The organism is Flectobacillus sp. BAB-3569, from assembly GCF_002270355.1.
GTDB lineage: Bacteria > Bacteroidota > Bacteroidia > Cytophagales > Spirosomataceae > Flectobacillus > Flectobacillus roseus.
Map to the genome: position 1 here is coordinate 12,408 of NZ_NJFZ01000039.1, position 20,306 is coordinate 32,713.

Here is a 20,306-nt window from a genome sequence, read left to right on the forward strand (position 1 = left end):
CCATGAATTCAAAAGTAATACTAATCGTTGAAGACGATTTTCTGAATAGAAGACTTACTAAAAAAATTCTTCAAGAAAATAGCTATCAGGTTTTAGAAGCCAAAAATGCAGGTGAAGCCTTGGCAATTCTTAATAAAGAATGGGTTGATCTCATCATCCTTGACATCAATCTTGGAGAAGGAGAAATGGATGGCATAAGTCTGGGCAGTCACATTCAAAACAAACAGAAAGTACCGTTTATCTATCTGACAGCCTACGAAAATACCAACATCATCAGTGAAGCTGTCGCAACGTCGCCTTATTCTTACCTTACCAAACCTTTTAAAAATAGCGACTTGATAGCGTCTATTGAACTGGCGCTCATAAAATCTTCAAAGGAAGACAAACCTAAGCCTAGTATTTTGGTAAAAGATGGTGAATATAAAGTCGAGTTATTAGTAGAAGACATCAATTTCATCAATTCAGAAGGGAATTATTTACTCTTTTACACCAATGACAAAACCTTTAAATCTCGTGCTACGATTTCACAAATTTTAGAATTACTACCTCCTTCAAAATTCATCCAAATTCATAGGGCATTTATAGTGAACAAAGATAAAATTGAGAAGTATAACACTAAAAATGTAGTCATAAAAAATACCATCATACCACTATCCAAGAAAGATCTCTTTGATAGGTAAGATAGCCTTGCCATAACGTGTCCTTGCCTAAAATAGAGTTGCCTTTAGTTTTAGCCAATTTTTTTAAGAAAAATTATACTTTTTAAGGTAAATAAAAATCTTTCCGAAGTCATGAGCTGAAAGCTGAACACTCAATGGTTGAATTAAATTTTGCCTACGAACCTAAGGAACAATAAAGAATGAATTAATCATATACCTGCAACACACCTTGTTTATATTCCTAATAATGAGACTATTACAATATATCACATAGTGTATACTTACATTTTTCTCTTATTCATTAATAATAATCATAAATTTTTTTAATCATCTTTATTCTACTCTTTCTAGTTGAGAAAAACATTTCATACATAATTTTGTTTTTATTTGTAATTAATCTAAATAAATTATGAATGTTAAAATCTCTTGCTTACTACTCGTATTTAGTACAACAACTTGGGCTCAAAATCAACAATCCGTAAGTGATAGTTCAAAGGTATTAGAAGAAGTTACGATTGTAGAAAGTAAATCAAAAATACTCTTTGGCTCTGGAGAGTACATAAATAATCAGAGGTTATCTAATCTTAATCAACCTGATATAAACAAAGTATTACGAGTTGTACCTGGGGTAAATATTCGAGATGAAGAAGGATTTGGGCTAAGACCCAACATAGGTCTTAGAGGTACTCCAGTGAACAGAAGTGCCAAAATTACACTGATGGAAGATGGCATACTAATAGCACCAGCGCCGTACGCTGACCCATCTGCATACTACTTTCCAACGTTTGCTCGCATGGCTGGTGTCGAGGTATTGAAGGGAAGTAGCCAAATAAAGTATGGACCTTACACTATCGGTGGCGCGGTAAATCTTTTGTCGACGCCAATTCCAGACTCATTTAAAGGATTAGGACAGGTGTCTTATGGAAGTTTTGGAACAAATCAGCAACGTTTTTGGGTTGGAGATTCTCAAAGCAGGTTTGACTATTTATTTGAAGTGAATCGACTGGCAAGCAATGGATTTAAAGAACTCGATAATGGTGGAAATACAGGTTTTGATCGTCGTGATTTTATGGCTAAACTTCGTTGGCATACAGCGATGGACGCTAAAATAAAGCAATCTCTTACTTTAAAAGTAGTGAATACTACAGAAGATGGTAATGAGTCTTATTTAGGTCTCACTTATCAGGATTTCCTTAAGAATCCCAATCGTCGTTATGCGGCTACTCAAAAGGATTTATTAACTATTCAGCATCAGGATATTAGCTTGAGTCATTCCATTGCCTTATCTCGAAAAATTTCTGTCAATACGACTGCTTATTATTCATATACTTTTCGTGATTGGGGTCGTGTAAACAGTATTGGAGATCAAAGCATTAATAACATTCTGAGCAATCCAGCAGCATATTCTACTGCCTATAGTATTATGACTGGAGAAAGTGATGGCAAAGTGGTTTTTCAAGGTGCAGCTAGGAAGTATTACAGTAAAGGAATACAAACAAACCTTCAATATCAATTCTCATCTGGAGCGGTCTCTCACAAAATTCAATTGGGCTTAAGAATACATGATGACCGTGCAGACCGGTTGGCTACTCAATCGACATATAATATGACCAAAAAGGTTATGGTTCTTACTAGTGCTGGTGTAAATGGGAATAGCGAAAACCAAATCAGATATGCAAGTAGTACGGCTACGTATTTATCCTATATTTTACACTTCAAAAACCTTACGATTAACCCTGGGGTAAGATATGAAGATATTAGTTTGAAAATTGAAAACTTTGGAACGGCTGATAATGGCAGGTTAGGAACTAACCTACGTAGAGGTGAAAATCAAATTAGTGTTTTTCTTCCAAGTATAGGTCTAAATTATGAAATAAATAACTACAGCAGCCTTTTTGCAGGGATTTATAAGGGTTTCTCTCCTCCTGGTACACCTATGACAAATACCTCAAATGTACAAGCAAAACCAGAATCGGCTCTTAATTATGAGGTAGGTTATCGATTAGAGAAAAGTGGGATAAAATCTCAATTAACACTATTCCACAATAACTATTCTAATATTTTGGGTTCAGATAATATGTCGGGTGGTGGGCTTGGTACAGGCGATACCTATAATGCAGGTAATGCTAATACTGATGGAATTGAGTTTAGCTTAGGTTATGACCTACTCCAGCTCATGAAAGACGCTAACACTAAATTGCCTCTAAATCTTGCCTATACTTATACAGATGCCAGATTTGGAGATACATTTATAAATGCTGGGGGTGATTGGGGTAATTCAACGATTAATTCAGGCGATATCATTCCATTTATCACGCCACATCAGTTGAATGTAAGTTTAGGAATGGAAAAAGAAAAACTGTCCATTTATCTTACAGGTAGATATACAGGAGCTACTCGAATTAAACCAAGTCAAGGGACCTCGATTCTCCCGGGAAATACGGTGGCATATAACGATGTAAATACCTTACCTGCTTATTGGATTTTTGATATTAGTGGAAATTATAAGTGGTCAAAGCTATTAACGAGCTTTGTTCTTATTAATAACCTTACTAATAACCAACCAATTGTAGCTAATCTACCTCAAGGATATCGTTCAAATATTCCGCTAAGTCTAACGGTAGGTTTAAAAGTTACACTTTAGTTTAAATGGGCTAAAGTAATCCCATAGAATAAGACCAACATCCATCAGTGCGTTTACGAAAAGATTGTCTGCTTTGATCTATATCATTGTGCTGTTTTCAATCTGTCTCGCTCACAGGATGTTTCACCAAGTCGTCTTGTTGTCGGCTTCCCATTTTTAATACAGATTATGTATATTGTTGAACTGTACTAAAAATACGAAGCCGACAAAACAAGAATACTATTTCTATTCTTCAATACTGATTGTTTCCATAATTTCTTTGAAACTATTCAGCCCTGCTTCGATGTTTTCGATGATTTCGTTGGCCAATACATCTGGATCTGGCAGATTATCCAAATCGGTAAGGCTTTTGTCTTTTATCCAAAATATATCTAAGTTGGTTTTATCTCGCTCAATGATTTCATCATAACTGAATTTACGCCATCTTCCTTCTGGATTTGCTTCGCTCCAAGTCTCTACTCGTTTGTTACGATTTTCTGGATGATAGCACTCGACAAAGTCTTTTAAATCCGCTGAGCTCATTGGATTCTTTTTCAGTGTATGACTAATATTGCTACGATAATCATAAATCCACACTTCTTTTGTCCAAGGGTCTTTGGAGGCTGGTTTGTTGTCGAAAAACAATACGTTTGCTTTTACACCTTGTGCATAGAAAATACCCGTTGGTAGTCTTAAAATGGTATGCAGTTCGGTCGTTTTCAACAACTCCTTTCTAATCGTCTCTCCTGCTCCACCTTCAAACAGCACATTGTCGGGCAATACAACAGCGGCTTCACCATTGATTTTCAACAATGTTTTGATGTGTTGCATAAAGTTCAGTTGTTTGTTGGCGGTGGTGGCTACAAAGTCCTGACGATTGATGATGTAATCTTGTTTTTCTTGTTTACCCTCTTCGTTGGTAATGGTCATGCTACTTTTTTTGCCAAAAGGCGGATTGGCCAAGACATAATCAAAACGCTGTCCATTATCCGAAATCAAAGCATCAGCCGAAGAGATAAAGGTATCTCCATCTATTTCCCCAATGTTGTGCAAGAACATATTCATCAAGCACATTCTTCGGGTATTGGCTACGATTTCATTACCATAAAAAGTTTTATTTTTCAAAAACTCCTTTTCTTCTTTGTCTAAGCTTTGACTTTTGATAAAATCATAAGCCGCCAAAAAGAAGCCTCCTGTGCCACAAGCGGGGTCGTTGATGGTTTTTAGTGGCTTGGGACGCACACAGGCTACAATGGTTTTAATCAACGAACGTGGGGTAAAATATTGCCCTGCTCCACTTTTGGTATCTTCGGCATTTTTCTCCAAAAGTCCTTCGTAAATTTTGCCCTTGATGTCTGTTCCCATTAAGCTCCATTGCTCTTTGTCTATCAAATCAATGATTTTAAGGAGCTTGGATGGGTCTTGTATTTTGTTTTGGCTTTTGGTAAAAATTTGCCCCAAAATGCCTTTTTCAGTACCCAAACTTCTGAGCATTTGGTTGTAAAAATTCTCAAGCTCTAAGCCTCGCTTTTGCGATAAGGTTTGCCAGTCGCAAGTTTCGGCTTCTGGTAATTCTTCCCCTTCGGCATTTTTGAGTTTAGGAAACTTTAAGCCTTTGTTGTAAGGTGGTTTGTTTAACTCATCGGCCATTTTGAGAAATAGCAAATAGGTGATTTGCTCTAAATAATCGCCATAACTTACGCCATCGTCACGAAGGACGTTGGCGAATCCCCACACTTTTGATATAATTGCACTTTCTGACATCTTATTTTAATTACGAATTACGATTATTTAATTACGAATCTTCAATTACGAATTACGAGGCTTGTTATTTAAACTTTTTTCGTAATTCCTAATTTATCATTCGTAATTCAATTTCTTTTTCATTGTTTTTTGAATGCTACCAATAATTTTCAAAATTTCTTCGGTATCAGTTAAGATACTTTCACTTTGTTCTTTTGTGAGATAGTCAGTATCGGTTAGTAATCTTATCCAATAATGCGTTTCTCTTGTTTCTTTGTATGCAATGGTCAATTTTGCAAAAAAATCTTTTTCACTTTGACCACCAATGGCTTCTTCTATATTTGCACCAATTGAAGTTCCACTTCGCAACAGTTGTTTGCTCAATACAAATTCCTTTTTCTCCTCACATAAGTATTTATAAAGCTTCACAATACGTATTGCAAAAGCATAACTTTTATCCCTGACTACATTATCTTTCATATATTCAATTATTAATTGTCAATTAGGAATTACGAATTTTTACTTTTTTCACTTTTTTTTCATTCGTCATTCGTAATTTTTCATTCGTAATTTTCTTCAAAAGTTCACTGGCTGGCTCGTAGTCTGCTTCTTGTTTGCATTGCTGTATTTCGGCCTCGGTGAGTAGTTTGCCTTCAAAGGCTTTTTTGAGAATACTTTGGCGTAATGCTTCGGCTTTTGCTAGGCTTTCTTTGATACTTTGCTCCATCTTATCGCAAACCGATAAACGCCTTTCTATTTCTTGAACGATTTGGGTTTGTTCTGATAAAGAACTTAAAGGGAATGGCAATGAATTACATTTATCTTTATTTATATATTGGATAGTTGTTGATGTAGAAATCCTTTCATAGAAATTTTTATTTAACCTGATATAGTATGCCAATAGTTTTGGTAAATAATATTTTTCTGGCAAAAAGGCGTGTAACTGTTGATTAATGACTATTTCTTTTTCAACAATTGAACTCAATCCAAGTGTTCCAACACAAGTCATTATTACACTATTGACAGGAATTACTCTTGCGTTGTATTTTTCAGCCTCATTTTTTGTTAATCCTAGTTCAATTTTTGAATAATCAAGCTTGATTAATTTCTCATCCAGATCAGGGGTTGTAATCCATTTAATATCTCCTGAAAATGATTTTGGTTTATCTCTATTGGGTACTATACAATCACAGATATTACCTATTTCTGAGTAAAACCAACAATCAGGGATAATTGATAATTCTTTCAAATCATTTTCTTCTAATAAAATCAATTCCTTTAGTTGTGTCGGCTTGCTTGGCTTCTTCTCAACTTTCCCATCTTTCTCCCATTTCTTCACTGCTTTTTTCCATTCTTCAATCTGTTGATTGTAGTGGTTTTGGCGTTCTTGTTTTATTTGTTGGAGTAGTTCTTCGGCGGTTGGCAGGTTTGTTTGTTTTTCTCGCCATTCTCTGGTGAGTTCGCCCTCAAACGCCTTTTTCAACACCGCTTGCCTGTAGATTTTCAACTGCTCTTGGGCTTTTTTGAAATTAGCAATGCCGTTGTCTAAATCAGAAAACAAGGCTTCGATTTTGGACACGATGGCTCGTTGGATGGGGAGGGGAGGGATAGGGAAAACAAAATCTAAAATATGTTCTCTTTTTAAATTATTGATATTTGACCCTTTGGAAATCTCACTAATATTCTTTCTAAAATCATTTGATTGAAAGAAATATGAAATGTAATTGCCTGAGAGGTTTTCATTTGGTCTAAATACAGAACAAAAAGCTCCAAAGCTGCCCTCATAATGACCTTTTGACTGTGCAGATTTTCCGACAAGATGTTTACTTCCACTTGACATCGCTATCAAAATATCATTGGGTATAATTTTCTGAAAGTCATCAATTATTTTTTTTCAACATATTTAATGTCATCAAAATTTAGCCTGTTATCATTGATATTATTCGCTCTTAAAATCGGCAAATAATTATCTTTCGGTATATCGGAAGCTTGATTTTTATTGTAGGTAATTCCCCTAATGAGTTCACCAAACTCTTCCGCCTTGCATTCAATCCAATCTTCTCTCATTTTATTCATCATTTGTATTAAAAATTACGGCCAATTGTTCGGCACTTGGTAGGTTTTGGGCAATTTCCTTGGGTAGCTGCGAGTAAGTATAAGTGGCTACGCCCATCGGCTTGTTTACAATTTCCAGTGCGTATTCTACCGTAAGCTGGCTTTTGGTTTTGCATAGCAGTATGCCAATACTGGGGTTATCTTCGGGATATTTGACGGTTTTGTCGAGTAAGTGCAAATACCAATTGAGTTGTTGGCTGTATTCGGGTTTAAACTCGTTTACCTTTAACTCAATCGCAATCATTGATTTTAATTTGCGGTGATAAAACAGTAAGTCCACAAAGTACTCTTTATCATCGAGTTCCAACCGAAATTGCTGTCCCATAAAGGCAAAATCACTCCCAAACTGCCCAAGCATTTTGGTGATATTTGCCACTAGGGCATTTTGGAGTTGCCTTTCGGTGTGGTGGTCGGGCAGGTTCAAAAAAGAAAGGTCATATTCGTCCTTAAACTGTAGGTGATAAGCAGCTATCTCCTGCGAGCTTAGCGTTTTATCAAAGTTGCTTTGAAACTGTAGGTAATTGGCATACAGATCAAACCTAATTTTTTCCTCCAGTATGCTTCTACTCCAGGCCTCTGTCTGAGCTTTTTCTAAATAAAATGCACGTTCGGCTTTGTCTTTTATCTTGCTAAAAATTAAAGAGGTATGTCCCCAGTGCAATTTCGCCACAAGCTGTGGCGAAATTGCATTTTCTTGCATTTCTTCATACACCAATTTCATACGGTGTAAGTTTCTTTCCGAAAAACCTTTTACACCATTAAACTCCGCTTGCAGGTCTTTGGAGAGTTGTTGGATCACAGAAGTACCCCAGCCCGTTTTTGTTTTCTCAGAAATTATTTTTCCAATATCCAAATACGCCAAAATCATCTCCGAATTTACGGCACTATAGCTATTGTATTGTGCTTGTAAGACTCTTTGCTTTAAAGAAATCAGCGTTTGTAAGTAATCCTTATTTTCTACTTCGTTCATCATGCTGTTCATTTATCTGAACCTTTGATTTTTGTGATTAATGGATTTTCACGATTTTGGCTTACGATAGGATTCCCTTGTTTTTTTGGTTGAATTTTTTATTGATTAATCTTTTAAACTCAAGGCTTTTTGCTCCAAAGTTGATGAGTAGCCCAATTTCTAAATCGTATGCTTCCAAATAATTAATGGCTTGCGCCAAGTGCACATCTTCTAATTGGGTTAAAGCCTTTAGTTCAACCGATATTTTTCCATCAACCAGAAAATCGACCCGCCTTGTGCCTATTTGTTGTTCTTTATAGTAAATGGGCATTTCATACTCTCTTGTTGCCGAAATAGACTTTAATCCAAACTCAATATCTAAGGCTCTTTGATAAATGACTTCTTGAAAACCATTTCCTGCACTTCCATTGCACAACCTATAATCAATCCCGTTAATTCGCTGTATTTGTATTGTTCATTAATCATAAAATCAATTAATCTGTTTAATCAAAGGTTCGGATATTTTATGCGGCCAATACTTCATTCAATTCCTCAATAATCTGTATCATTTCTGCACCAAAAAGTTGGTACATCTTGCCTCTTCCTCCTTTCTCGTCAAATGGCGTATAGTCAAGATCGTCAATTTCAATATGATAGGAATTGACCACATGGTTTTTGAGTTCACGGAGCCAGTCCATTTGCTCGGGCGAAAAACGGTTGTGATTACCCGTATGTTGTTTAAAAATCCACTTGTTAAAATTGTCCTCAATGGTTTTATCAAAGGCTCTCAATTCATTATCAATGCCACAGGCACGGCGAATTAACGAAATTAAAGCGGTTAATTCATCAATTGGCTGCTTACTTTTTACCTCTTCAAGCTGACTATATGCCTCCCACAAGTAATGTGGTGCCAAGGTTGGTTTATCTAATTTGAGTTTATCAAACACCTCTTTAATCATCTTGAAGGTAACATTCCTACGGTTGTAGGGCTGCTTATAAAAAATAGATAGCGCTTGAATTTCGTCTTTGTTGGCTTCGAGATACTCGCCAAAGCCCTGTACTAATACCCTAGCCTTATCTACCGAAGTAGTATCCCATTCCGACTTAGTGACGGTGTCGATATTGTGACTATCAATGATTTGGTCGTGCTCTTGTCTCACTTTTTCGATATAGTCATTAAGCTTACCATTGAAAGTCGAAGCCGCTGTTTCTATCAGTTGCTGTTGAGCCTCTTGATGAGCTTGTTCTATCAGCAGGGGCGTTCGGTCATGTACAGGAGTAGCCTCCATAATAGACAGAGCTTTTATCTCTATTTCGTCCTTGTCAAAAGCCGAAAGTAATTCCTTACTGATTTGTTTGAGGCTCTTACCTTTAGAATATTCCAGAAGTTTTTCTTTTTCCTTCTCCGTAATTTCTTTTTCCAATCGAATAAGGCGATTGGCCAAGGAAAGAAATAGGTCCTCTTCGGCAACCCCCATCGTTATAGCGCCCAATAAGTCTTTGAGGGCAACGGTTGGTTTACGTTCGAGCGGACGGCTATCTGTTTTTTTGGATTTGGTCACACCAACGGCATCCACGATGATAAAATGCGTTTTAGCTCTGGCCGTTCTAGACACCATTTGCAAACTATCGTGGTTGATGGTGCGCGTACCTCTCCCCTTCATTTGCTCAAAGTAGTTGTTGCTTTTTACATCACGCATAAAAAGCAAAACCTCCAAAGGCTTTACATCCGTACCCGTTGCAATCATATCCACGGTAACGGCAATCCGTGGATAATAAGAATTGCGAAAGCGATTCAGTACCGATTTGGGATCTTCCTGAATCTTGTAGGTAAGTTTTTTACAGAAGTCATCACGTTCGTCAAATTCCTCACGAATGATTTTGATAATATCGTCGGCGTGACTGTCAGTTTTGGCAAATACGAGGGTTTTAGGCACTTCGTATTCCCCATTTTCGTCTTTTCTATTGGGGAAAATTTCGGTTTGTAAAGCCCTTTTAAACGCACGAATAATTGTTCGGATTTGACTTGGGTTTACTACCTTTTTATCCAAATCATTGCGGGTATAATCCGTATCTTCATCTTCCTGTTGCCAGCGCGTTTTTCGAGTTAGCTTGTCACGTCTATCCACAAACCAACCCGCCTGAATCGTACTGCCTTTTTGTGAAATTTCGGTTTCGATGGTATAAACATCATAAGGTACGTTTACGCCATCCACGACCGATTCCTCGTAGGTATATTCGCTCACTACATTTTCCTCAAAAAAGCCAAAGGTTCGTTTGTCGGGCGTAGCGGTGAGTCCAATCAAGAAAGCATCGAAGTAGTCTAATACTTGTTTCCAAAGATTATAAATCGAACGGTGACACTCATCAATCACAATAAAATCAAACTGCTCGATAGGTACTTTGGGGTTATATTCAACGGGCAATGCTTGTCTTTTGCCTCGTTGTTGCTCCATCCATGTCGATTCGTTAGGGTTATTATCTTCGGCATGTTCATCCAACTCTTCACCTTTCAAAATCGCGTACATCCGCTGAATGGTAGAAATACACACCTGACTATCAGAAGCAATATAGCTTGAAGTCAGTCGTTGAACATTGTAAAGCTCGGTAAATTTTCGGTTGCTTTCATTGGGTTGAAAAGCCATAAACTCCTGTTCGGCTTGTTCTCCCAAATTTTTGGTATCCACCAAAAACAAAATACGATTGGCTTTGGCGTGTTCGAGCAAGCGATAGACAAAAGTAGCGGCGGTAAACGTCTTTCCAGCCCCCGTAGCCATTTGAATGAGGGCTTTGGGTCTATTTTTTTTGAAAGACACCTCCAAGTTTTTAATCGCCTTTATTTGAGCAGGACGAAGTTCTGCCTCATTCAATGAAGGGATACTTAAAAGCCTTGCACGTAAGCTTTTATCTTTTTGTAACCATTCTGCCAAAGTTTCGGGTTTGTAGAACCAGAATATATTTCGTCCCCTTGGCTTGGGGTCTCTTAAATCTCTGAAACGAGTAACAATACCAGTGCTTTCAAAAACGAAAGGCAGAGGGTCGTTATTGAGATATTTTAGCTTAGCGTTCGCATATTCCACCGCTTGGTCTTCTGCTGCTGTAAGCTTATGGCCCTCGTCTTCTTTTTTGGCCTCGATAATTCCAACAGGCTTTCTATTTACAAAGAGTACATAATCGGCAAAACCAGAAGCTGCTTGATACTCTCTTACGGCAACACCTCTGCTTGCCCCCAAGTCCACCTCGTTTTTAGATTGTACAAGCCACCCAGCTTCTCTAAGCATGGTGTCTATTTTATCACGGGCTATCTGTTCGGGATTTTGGTTTTTATCAGTACTCATCATTCAATCTAGGTATGGTGCGGTAGTAAACTTCATTTTGTGGGTTAAATTTAGCTTATTTTTTATGTTTTAGGTAAAAAATTTGGATAAAATAAGCTTGCTTCGGTAGGCTGGAGAAGTCTGACTATACATTAAGCGATTCAACCAAACTTACCGATGACATGCGCTAAATGCTTATGGCTTTGATTTTGGGGAAGAAGTTGGCGAACAAACTGATTTATGGATGGATGATACCCATTGCGTCCGTCCATATGTCTCTTGGGAGGTATATATTGGCTTCGGAAGAGAGTTCTATTCCAATGAAGTTTTATGTGGCTATTCAAAATCAGCAATTTATGGTGACAAGTTTTGTTGTTAATTGGTGCAAGAATCATTTCATATCTGAATTTCAAAGAATAAAAGACCCTTATTTACCGAAAGCTAAAGAATTTGGACTAGTATTATGAAATATAAAAAATGACATTTATTCCCATGCTCACTACAAACTTAAGTATTAGTGCAGAATTATATTTAAGTTTTGTGTTTTAGGGACAAGGCAACAGGCACAAGGCACAGAGTGTTAAAATGTTTTTTATTGCCCACAGCCATGCTTTTTTCCAAAACCCACCGCCGAAAGCCGATACCTGAAAGCCCCAAGCATAATCTTAAATTTTATTTTAGGGACAAGGCAACAGGTACAAGGCAAAGAGTGTTAAAATGTTTTTGACGATCTTGGACATTCATTTTTCCCATAGCCCACCGCCGAAAGCCGATACCTGAAAGCCCAAAGCACAATCTTAAATTTTATTTTGCCCACTAACTTATGATATTTACTTATGGCACAGTGGACGTTCTGTTTTCTTGTGCCATTTTTATTTTAAATCTATTGTGTGTGTTATATTTAATTTTACTTCTAAAAGCATAACATCCCAATGTCAACTGCCCTATAAAAGTCGTTTTTTTGATTAATTACAATAACTGTTTTTCCAAGTGGACATTTTGTCCGCTTGGTAACCCACTCAATCTGACCCAATATAGAAATACCCTATAAAAGTCGTTTTAATTTAAAATAGGAATATTTTTACTATCCCAAAATCGATGGTAAGACGGTAGGGAATTTGAAATATTTAGTTTCAAAGAGTTGATTTCAGAGTACCCATAAAAGTCGTTTTAAAGCTTCTGTATTTTATAAATTTTGGCAGAAAAAGGGTTGTTCATATTTGAATTTCATTCACTTGTAACATGATTATGAATTTGTCAGCTAGCTATTGTTCTAATTTTTGAACTATTCGGTTTGATCATTAGTATATTCTCCGAATTAAATTTTTAAACCTTTCGTTTAGATTAATTTGACTAAAAAAGAGAAGCCCACATGTCGATATAAATATCTTATCAAAATAGACAAGAGTAGTATTTATACAATGCGTTACCGTTGAATTATTCTTACCGATTTATCAAGCTGATGTTGAACGTATAGGAAAATAGGTTACACCTTTTCCTTTTTAGCCAAAAGTATAAACTATGATATACATTCTTATTCGTACAGCTTAATGCGTAATCATATAACATAAAGTCATATAATTACGCATCACTTCAATTTGGACTATGGTAAAGCATAAGCTACATATACATTTCCCTTGGGAGTACCCAACTTAGTACCCCCACAAGCGAGAACAATGTACTGTTTGCCTTTCACTGCGTAAGTAGAAGGTGTGGCAAAAGATGCTGCTGGTAACTGAGTTTCCCACAAAAGCTTACCCGTGAATTTGTCGAAAGCTCTAAAAAAACCATCTTTGGTAGCCGCAATAAACAACAATCCACTTGCTGTGACTACAGAACCACCATAATTTTCGACGCCTGTATTTTTAATACCTTGTTTGGCGAGCATAGGCTCAAAACCCAAAGGGATTTGCCATTTGAATTCGCCTGTATTCAAATCAATCGCTGTCAACTGCCCCCAAGGTGGTGCAATCGCTGGCAAGCCACGATTATCCAAAAACTTGTTGTACCCATCACTTTTGAAAGGAATATAAGGCTCACTATCTGTTTGATTTGAAGCACTTACTTCTTTTTTCTCTTCTCCTAGCAAAAACGAAACGATGGCTTGCTTGTCATTTGCCGAGATAGCCGTAAAACCGGGCATCATTCCTTTTCCAGTACTAATAATTCGGTTGATATAGGCTTTATCGTATTTCTTTTCTATGCCCAACAAAGATGGGTAATTACTTTTAGGATTTCCCATTCGGTCTTTGCCATGACAAGCCGAGCATTGAGAATAATACAATCTCTCTCCTACGGTCATCTGACTCAATTGAGCTTTTTGGGGTGTTTCGACCATTTTGAGAATCCAAGCCATTTCATTGGAATTTACATATAGAGTCCCTTCTGGATCGGCTGCTGCGCCGCCCCACTCAGCTCCTCCATCATAGCCAGGTAATAGCAATACGCCTGTTTTATTGCCCGGTTGATATATGGCTGTTTTGAGTTTTCTCAATTCTTTTATCAGCTCTTCTCGATTCTCAGCATACGGACTTATCTGGGCTTCAGTAATTGTATTAGCTTGTCGAGCGTAAGGCTTTGGCTTACTTGGAATCGGCTGGGTTGGCGATGTTATTTCTCCTGCTAGGCTTGATTTAGGCACAGGAATCTCATTAATCGGGAAAATCGGTTTTCCAGTTTTACGCTCAAATACATACACATATCCCTGTTTGGTTACCTGCGCTACAACGTCAATCTTTTTGCCTTTTTGTGTAATGGTCAACAAATTGGGAGGTGCTGGCAAGTCTCTATCCCAAATATCATGGTGTGTTGTTTGAAAATGCCAAATACGTTTGCCTGTACGAGCATCAAGTGCCAATAAACAGTTGGAAAAAAGATTATTTCCCTTTCTATTTCCTCCATAAAAATCATACGCTGCCGAACCCGTTGGTACGAATACAATACCATTTTCTTTGTCGACCGCCATTCCTGCCCAGTTATTGGCACCTCCGATTTCTTTATTTTGGTAGGCATTTTTAGGAAAAGTTTGGTAGCCAAATTCATTTGGATAAGGTATCGTATGAAAAGTCCAAACCAATGCACCAGTCTTCACATCAAATGCTCTGATATCGCCTGGGGCTGCATCTGCACCTTCCGATAAACGCACGGGCATAATAATCAAGTCTTCGAAAACCGTCCCGGGAGTGTTGGAAATGATAAATTTGTTTTGAGCGATTTCTGGTAACCCTTTATGCAAATCGATTTTACCATTCTCGCCAAAACTATCAATTGGTTTGCCTGTATTGGCATCCAAAGCCCACAAACTTGGTCCGGTGGTAAATAGAATTCTTTTGTCGTCTCCTTTTTGCCAATATGATACGCCTCGGCTGGTACTCGACCAATGCTTGAGCGGGTCACCAAATTTCCATAATTGTTTACCCGTCGAGGCATCTAAAGCAAAGGCTTGCACCGAAGCACTCACGCCATACAGCACGCCATCGATGATTAAAGGGTTTACCTGCATTTGGCCAGAGTCAGGTAGGGCAAACGTCCACGCTACTTTGAGCTGACCCACGTTTGTGGGCGTAATCTGTCGCAAGGTCGAATAATGATTGCGATCCGAGCCACCAAGGTAGTCGCTCCAATCATTTTCTGTTCCTTGATTTTTATTGATCCAAGCCCAACTTAGCATCGCTATGATTGAGAGTACAGAAAAACTAAGGATTTTTATTTTCATAAATTTGATAGTAAAAACTTGGGGTTATTATTCATTTGACCACCAGCAAAGGTAAATTTTATCCAAGAATAATTATACTTATTTGCGGGTAGATCTACTTCAAAATCATATGTTTAGCCCTATTTGCTATCAAATTATAGGTAATCAAACGGAAAAAATTATATGGTTCTCTCTCTACAATTAGCGCGTATTGAGGAGACCGTTCAGATATTCAAGACTTTTCTAATTAGAACTTAGCTGAGGTTATCGCTCTTTTTGATTAGTTAAATATAAATGACCCGAAATTATGCTAAATCGCTACCGTTAACTATTTTTAAAATAAGAATAATTACTCTACTAAACTCAATTTTCTTCATTTAATTAAATTCCTAAATTTAGTTTATATCTTTACATGAGGAGTATTCCATTTTAAACTTATTACAAATATTACCCAATAGAGTCGTTCCATTGATAATATTTATTATACCACATCACACTAAAGGAGCATCTTTACATGAAAACTTTATTATTGCTTATCGTTGGCATTACAATTATTAGCGTTTATTATTTTATTAAACTTTTCAAATCAAAAACAAATCAAAACCAATCTCAGGATAGTAACAACAACCTTCTTAACAGCATCAACAATGAATTTGCCTTCAAATTACTTGGTCAAATGCCCACTGCAATTGCAGTTTTTGACCTGAATATGAAATACTTAGTAGCTACTCAAAAATGGCTTAATGACTATAACCTTAAAGATCATGATATCATAGGTAAATCTCATTATGAGGTTTTTCCTGAAATTTCTGAAGAATGGAAGCAAATTCACAAGGACTGTCTTAAGGGAATGATTCATAGACAAAATGAAGCTCCATTTTATCGCTCTGATGGCACAATACAGTGGATTTCTTGGGAAGTTAAGCCTTGGTACGACCAGCATAATGAAATAGGCGGCATAATGATTTTTACCAATGAAGTAACAGAGCAAAGACGGATATCGATTGAAAGTAATAAACTGAAGGAGATCCTTGAAAAAATAAGTCAAACTGCTAGAATTGGTGCTTGGGAAGTAAATCTTGAAACAAATTTTGTCTATTGGAGCAATATGACCAAGCAAATACACGGGGTTGCAGATAACTACCAGCCCAAATTAGCTAATGCTCTGGCATTCTACAAAGAGGGCGTTAGTAAAGATACCATCGTAAAAGCGGTAGATATTGCCATAGAGAAGGGGATTCCTTATGATGTAGAGGTAGAATTGATAACTGCTCAAAACGAAATTGTATGGGTTCGAGCCGTAGGAGATGCCGAATTTGTGGATGGAAAATGCGCAAGACTTTTTGGCGTATTTCAGGATATTCATCAGGCCAAAAGTCAAGAAATACAAATTTCACAGCTCTTGGCTGAACAAAATGCTATATTTAGCTCTGCCAGTGAAGTGGCTATAATCACGATGAATCAAGATATGGTCATCAGACACTTCAACAAAGGTGCTGAAAACTTACTGGGGTATTGCTCGGATGAAATCGTTAATAAAACGACTCCTTTTACTTTTATCAAAAATGACAAACTTTCACAAGTCAAAAATGAGTTGAAGCAATTACTATCTGCGGAATTGAATGACCTCGATGTATTACCGACAATTGCCCAAATACGTGTCTTTAATAATCAAGAATGGACCTTCATTAGAAAGGATAACAGTGAGGTACCCGTACAACTTTCTATTACCCAAATACAAGACTTTGATAATAAGGCTATTGGGTATTTGGTTACAGCGATAGACTTGAGCCAAATCAAACAAATGCAAGAGCAATTGGTAGAGTCTAACGACAACCTCAATACACTGATCAAAACCTTATCAAAGCAAAATTGGCAGCTTTCTAACTTTGCACATGTGGTCTCTCATAACCTTAGGTCACCTGTTGCCAATCTGGTATTACTTCACTCTTTGCTTACTCAAAGCGAAGACGAGGATGAAAAGCAGTTGCTTCTTGAAAATCTAGAAATAATCGTTGGCCATTTGTCCGAAACCTTAAACACTTTGACCGATACGATTAAAATTCAAGAGTCTGCAAAAGATGATTTGGTATTGGTAACCTTTGAAGAGGTTTTGCAAAAAACAAGAGAAATCCTCTCTGGACAAATTATGGAAAACGACTTTAAAATCACTTTTGATTTTAAAGAGGCTTCATCTGTACACTACAAACTCGACTTTATGGAAAGCATTTTCTTAAATCTAATTTCCAATGCTTTGAAATATAAATCATTACAAAGAACCCCGAGTATTCATATCGAAAGTTTTGTTATGGAAAATGGAAACATTATTCTTAAATTTCAAGATAATGGACTAGGGATTGATTTGAAAAAATACGGGACAAAAGTTTTTGGTCTGAACAAAACCTTCCATAAGCACCCTGAAGCCAAAGGAATAGGGTTATTTATTATCAAAAATCAAATCGAATCACTCGGAGGAAATATTTCAGTCGAAAGTGAAGTCAATGAGGGGACTACTTTTACGATTACATTTTAATCATAAATAATCGTGCAGAATTATTTTTCAGTCTTGTGTTTTAGGCACAAGGCAACAGGCACAAGGCAAAGAGTGTAATAAACACAGACATGCATTTTTCCAAAGACCACCGCCGAAAGCCGATACCTGAAAGCCGAAAGCACATAAATTATATTCTATTTTGCCAACTAACTTAGTTAAACAAAATATTTACATGAGTATAAAATTTGTTTTTAATTACTGAATATCAGATATTTAGCTTTTATTTGATACAAAATAATAAAAATCATACCGTCGAAAAAATAGGTTTTTGATTTACCAGAATAGTTGAACGTAGCCACATACAATTAAACTGAGACCGCCATTATGAAAAACCTTATTCTTTACAAACAACTATCTATTCTGAACTATGTATATGTAAGTTTTGATAGTAGTTTTAATATAATACCAGTAGAAGATCAGTCTTGCTTAAAATATTGGTCCACTGAACGAAGATATAGTACTCTTGATGAAGTCCTCCAAGACTATCATGACCTTTCTTTGAATCAAATCGAAAGTCAGCTTAGGAGCGATTCATATATTCATTTTCCTGAATTGATCTATTTGCCAACAGGCAATATTCATGAGATTTTTATTCACAAAATAGAAGGCAACTTTCACTTATTTGTGAAAGAAATAAAGGTTTCTTCAATCTCTCAAAACACTGACAAACAACTATTTAATGAGACACCCGTAGCAATACTTGTGTCAAAAGTTGAGGAGCCAAATCCAATCGTCAATCAGCAGTTTACCACACTTTTGGGATATACCAATGAGGATATTTCTACCCTAAAAGATTGGGCAAATAGTATCTTCATCGTTGAAGAAGAAAGAGAGATTATCCATAAAAATCTGGAGCAAGATAAACAAGCGGAATTACCCAAAGACGATACTGTTCTCACATTTGAAGGTAAAATTCTTTGTAAAAATAAGGAGCTCAAGGTGTGTGAAATCAGCCTTCGGTTTACGAATTATTCCTACGTAATGACCTTCGTTGACGTAACCGAAAGGGTAAAATCTCAAAACTCATTTGTCGAAAGTCTACAGAATTTTAAAGAAATTTCAAATAACGCCAATGACATCCTATGGATACTTGATGAAAAGGATGATAAAATCTTGTATAGCAACAAAAAGTTCAAAGAACTTTTCCCTGAAGTAAAGCACGAAGATAGCAATATCACCTACCTATCAAATTTGGTTTATCCCGATGACAAAATCGGTCTCAATGAAGCTCAAGACAATTATCTTAAATCGGGCTATACCTCTTTTAATCATTCATTTAGAGTAAAAATTCAGGATGATATACGCTCGTTTTCGGGTACAAGCGACCCACCCACCACAATTTAAAGTCACTACGATTATTCATATAAACAATACTTATACCTTTTATTAGTGTTTATTATATATTATAATATTAAGTAAAAGGTACTTTACTGTATTTTATCACAGTGTAATTATTTTACACTAGCTTTCTGTTCCTTTGTAAAAATTGATGAATGTTAAGAAATAATCCTATTGAGTCAGAATGGTACTTCCACAAAAACAAGCGTTTTGGCACAGCAATAATGATTTAGTAGAGTGCTGTATCTGCCATCAGGTCAATCCAATCAATGTTGGGTATTGGTTTTGCGAGGCTAATATAGTGCCGTCAGCTCTTGTGGCCGAGATAGCACAGTAATATTGCCTACAAAATGGTTTTACGGCAGCCCAATATAGTTGGGTAATTAATCCGTGGACAGCACCACTGTTTTAAGTATATACACTCATCTACCAATATTCTTTCTAAACTTAAATCACGGTATATCAGCCAGCGAGTATATAATTTGGAGTATCGCCAAATACAGTTGCAGTAGGTATAGCACAAGATGAAAATGAAAAGAGAAAATACGCCAGCAATTACAAGAAATTGAAGCATTACAAACCTAAATTGACGAACCCATCGCTGAAGGCTACTACTCTAAACTGGACGATGGTGTTGACAAAAACATTACTCCACTGCAAAATCACAACTGGAGAAATACCAATTGACAGCAGGCAAAGTTTTTTGCATTAATTGTTACCACAAATCTTTTCTAAATTTGGGACAATAATTAACATTCGAGTACCCGCATCAAATGCTCTAAATCAGAATATTTTTTGTCACAAATATTTGCTAAATTTGTGACAAAAATAAAATTTATATTAAATGGAAAGCGTTGAAAAACAAATAGAAAAGTCGATAAAAAGTAAGCCTAGGGGAGTACTAATATTGCCTGATGACTATTTGAGTTATGGCTCTTCCGATGCCATACGTAAAGCCCTAGATCGTTTGGAAGATAAAACATGAGTCATCCCGAATTTTGTTGTGCGAAGTAGCACCATAGCATGTTTTGGATGGCCGTTCTCAATCGATAAATCGGTGTCAAAGCATTTTGGCACCGATTTCCTGTTCTATGAGCAAATTGATTGATGATTATCTTGATAATAGATGGCCAATTCCTGATGAGTTTCATCAAGAAGTCGTAAATGAGCGTGACAATGGCTAATAATTTGAGGGTATTCTCGAAAAACCATAACCTTGGAGATTCAATAGCTAGCTCAGTTTTGGCGAATCTAAACGCCTGTTCGATATTCCATCGATGCATGTAGCTATGACATATTTCCCAAGCTTCCTTA

At 36.7% G+C, this 20,306-nt stretch carries 13 protein-coding genes and 1 pseudogene; 5 read left to right on the forward strand and 9 right to left on the reverse strand.

Annotation, left to right across the window (positions count from 1 at the left end):
- The first annotated feature begins 2 nt into the window (after window positions 1-2).
- A complete protein-coding gene (locus tag BWI92_RS24850) occupies window positions 3-680 on the forward strand; it encodes a LytTR family DNA-binding domain-containing protein (protein WP_095168003.1) in 678 nt (225 codons plus the stop codon).
- 388 nt (window positions 681-1,068) lie between these two features.
- On the forward strand, window positions 1,069-3,303 hold the full coding sequence (locus BWI92_RS24855; RefSeq protein ID WP_095168006.1) for a TonB-dependent receptor domain-containing protein: 2,235 nt from the start codon (window positions 1,069-1,071) through the stop codon (window positions 3,301-3,303).
- A 225-nt stretch (window positions 3,304-3,528) separates the two neighbouring features.
- Here the strand turns inward: BWI92_RS24855 and BWI92_RS24860 are convergent, their stop codons facing one another.
- From BWI92_RS24860 to BWI92_RS24900, 8 genes are all read right to left on the reverse strand, one after another.
- On the reverse strand, window positions 3,529-5,046 hold the full coding sequence (locus BWI92_RS24860; RefSeq protein WP_095168009.1) for a class I SAM-dependent DNA methyltransferase: 1,518 nt from the start codon (window positions 5,044-5,046) through the stop codon (window positions 3,529-3,531).
- Between the two features lie 96 nt (window positions 5,047-5,142).
- Window positions 5,143-5,505: a four helix bundle protein gene (locus BWI92_RS24865; protein ID WP_095168011.1), complete on the reverse strand. Its 363-nt coding sequence runs from the start codon at window positions 5,503-5,505 to the stop codon at window positions 5,143-5,145.
- Between the two features lie 22 nt (window positions 5,506-5,527).
- Complete coding sequence (locus tag BWI92_RS24870; RefSeq protein WP_409024763.1) at window positions 5,528-6,874, reverse strand: restriction endonuclease subunit S; 1,347 nt, start codon at window positions 6,872-6,874, stop codon at window positions 5,528-5,530.
- A gap of 35 nt (window positions 6,875-6,909) precedes the next feature.
- The gene (locus BWI92_RS24875; protein ID WP_141234924.1) at window positions 6,910-7,092 is read right to left on the reverse strand and encodes a hypothetical protein; all 183 of its coding nucleotides are present in this window, start codon (window positions 7,090-7,092) and stop codon (window positions 6,910-6,912) included.
- A 1-nt stretch (window position 7,093) separates the two neighbouring features.
- Complete coding sequence (locus tag BWI92_RS24880; protein WP_176464534.1) at window positions 7,094-8,113, reverse strand: YhcG family protein; 1,020 nt, start codon at window positions 8,111-8,113, stop codon at window positions 7,094-7,096.
- 58 nt (window positions 8,114-8,171) lie between these two features.
- Window positions 8,172-8,525, reverse strand: coding sequence for a GxxExxY protein (locus tag BWI92_RS24885; protein WP_310588957.1), 354 nt, complete (start codon window positions 8,523-8,525; stop codon window positions 8,172-8,174).
- 88 nt (window positions 8,526-8,613) lie between these two features.
- Window positions 8,614-11,430, reverse strand: coding sequence for a DEAD/DEAH box helicase family protein (locus BWI92_RS24890; RefSeq protein ID WP_229363547.1), 2,817 nt, complete (start codon window positions 11,428-11,430; stop codon window positions 8,614-8,616).
- A 1,579-nt stretch (window positions 11,431-13,009) separates the two neighbouring features.
- Window positions 13,010-15,121 carry a PQQ-binding-like beta-propeller repeat protein gene (locus BWI92_RS24900; RefSeq protein ID WP_095168026.1) on the reverse strand — a complete coding sequence of 704 codons (2,112 nt, stop codon included), beginning with the start codon at window positions 15,119-15,121 and terminating at the stop codon, window positions 13,010-13,012.
- Between the two features lie 493 nt (window positions 15,122-15,614).
- Between BWI92_RS24900 and BWI92_RS24905 the strand changes: the two genes are divergently transcribed.
- From BWI92_RS24905 to BWI92_RS27505, 3 genes are all read left to right on the forward strand, one after another.
- Window positions 15,615-17,633 carry a PAS domain S-box protein gene (locus BWI92_RS24905; RefSeq protein ID WP_095168029.1) on the forward strand — a complete coding sequence of 673 codons (2,019 nt, stop codon included), beginning with the start codon at window positions 15,615-15,617 and terminating at the stop codon, window positions 17,631-17,633.
- A gap of 345 nt (window positions 17,634-17,978) precedes the next feature.
- Window positions 17,979-18,998: a PAS domain-containing protein gene (locus tag BWI92_RS24910; RefSeq protein WP_095168031.1), complete on the forward strand. Its 1,020-nt coding sequence runs from the start codon at window positions 17,979-17,981 to the stop codon at window positions 18,996-18,998.
- Between the two features lie 838 nt (window positions 18,999-19,836).
- Window positions 19,837-19,977, forward strand: a complete 141-nt coding sequence (locus BWI92_RS27505) for a DUF6088 family protein (RefSeq protein ID WP_176464535.1) — start codon at window positions 19,837-19,839, stop codon at window positions 19,975-19,977.
- A 1-nt stretch (window position 19,978) separates the two neighbouring features.
- Here BWI92_RS27505 and BWI92_RS24915 read toward each other — a convergent pair.
- Window positions 19,979-20,306, reverse strand: a pseudogene (locus BWI92_RS24915) (hypothetical protein); the annotation flags it as partial.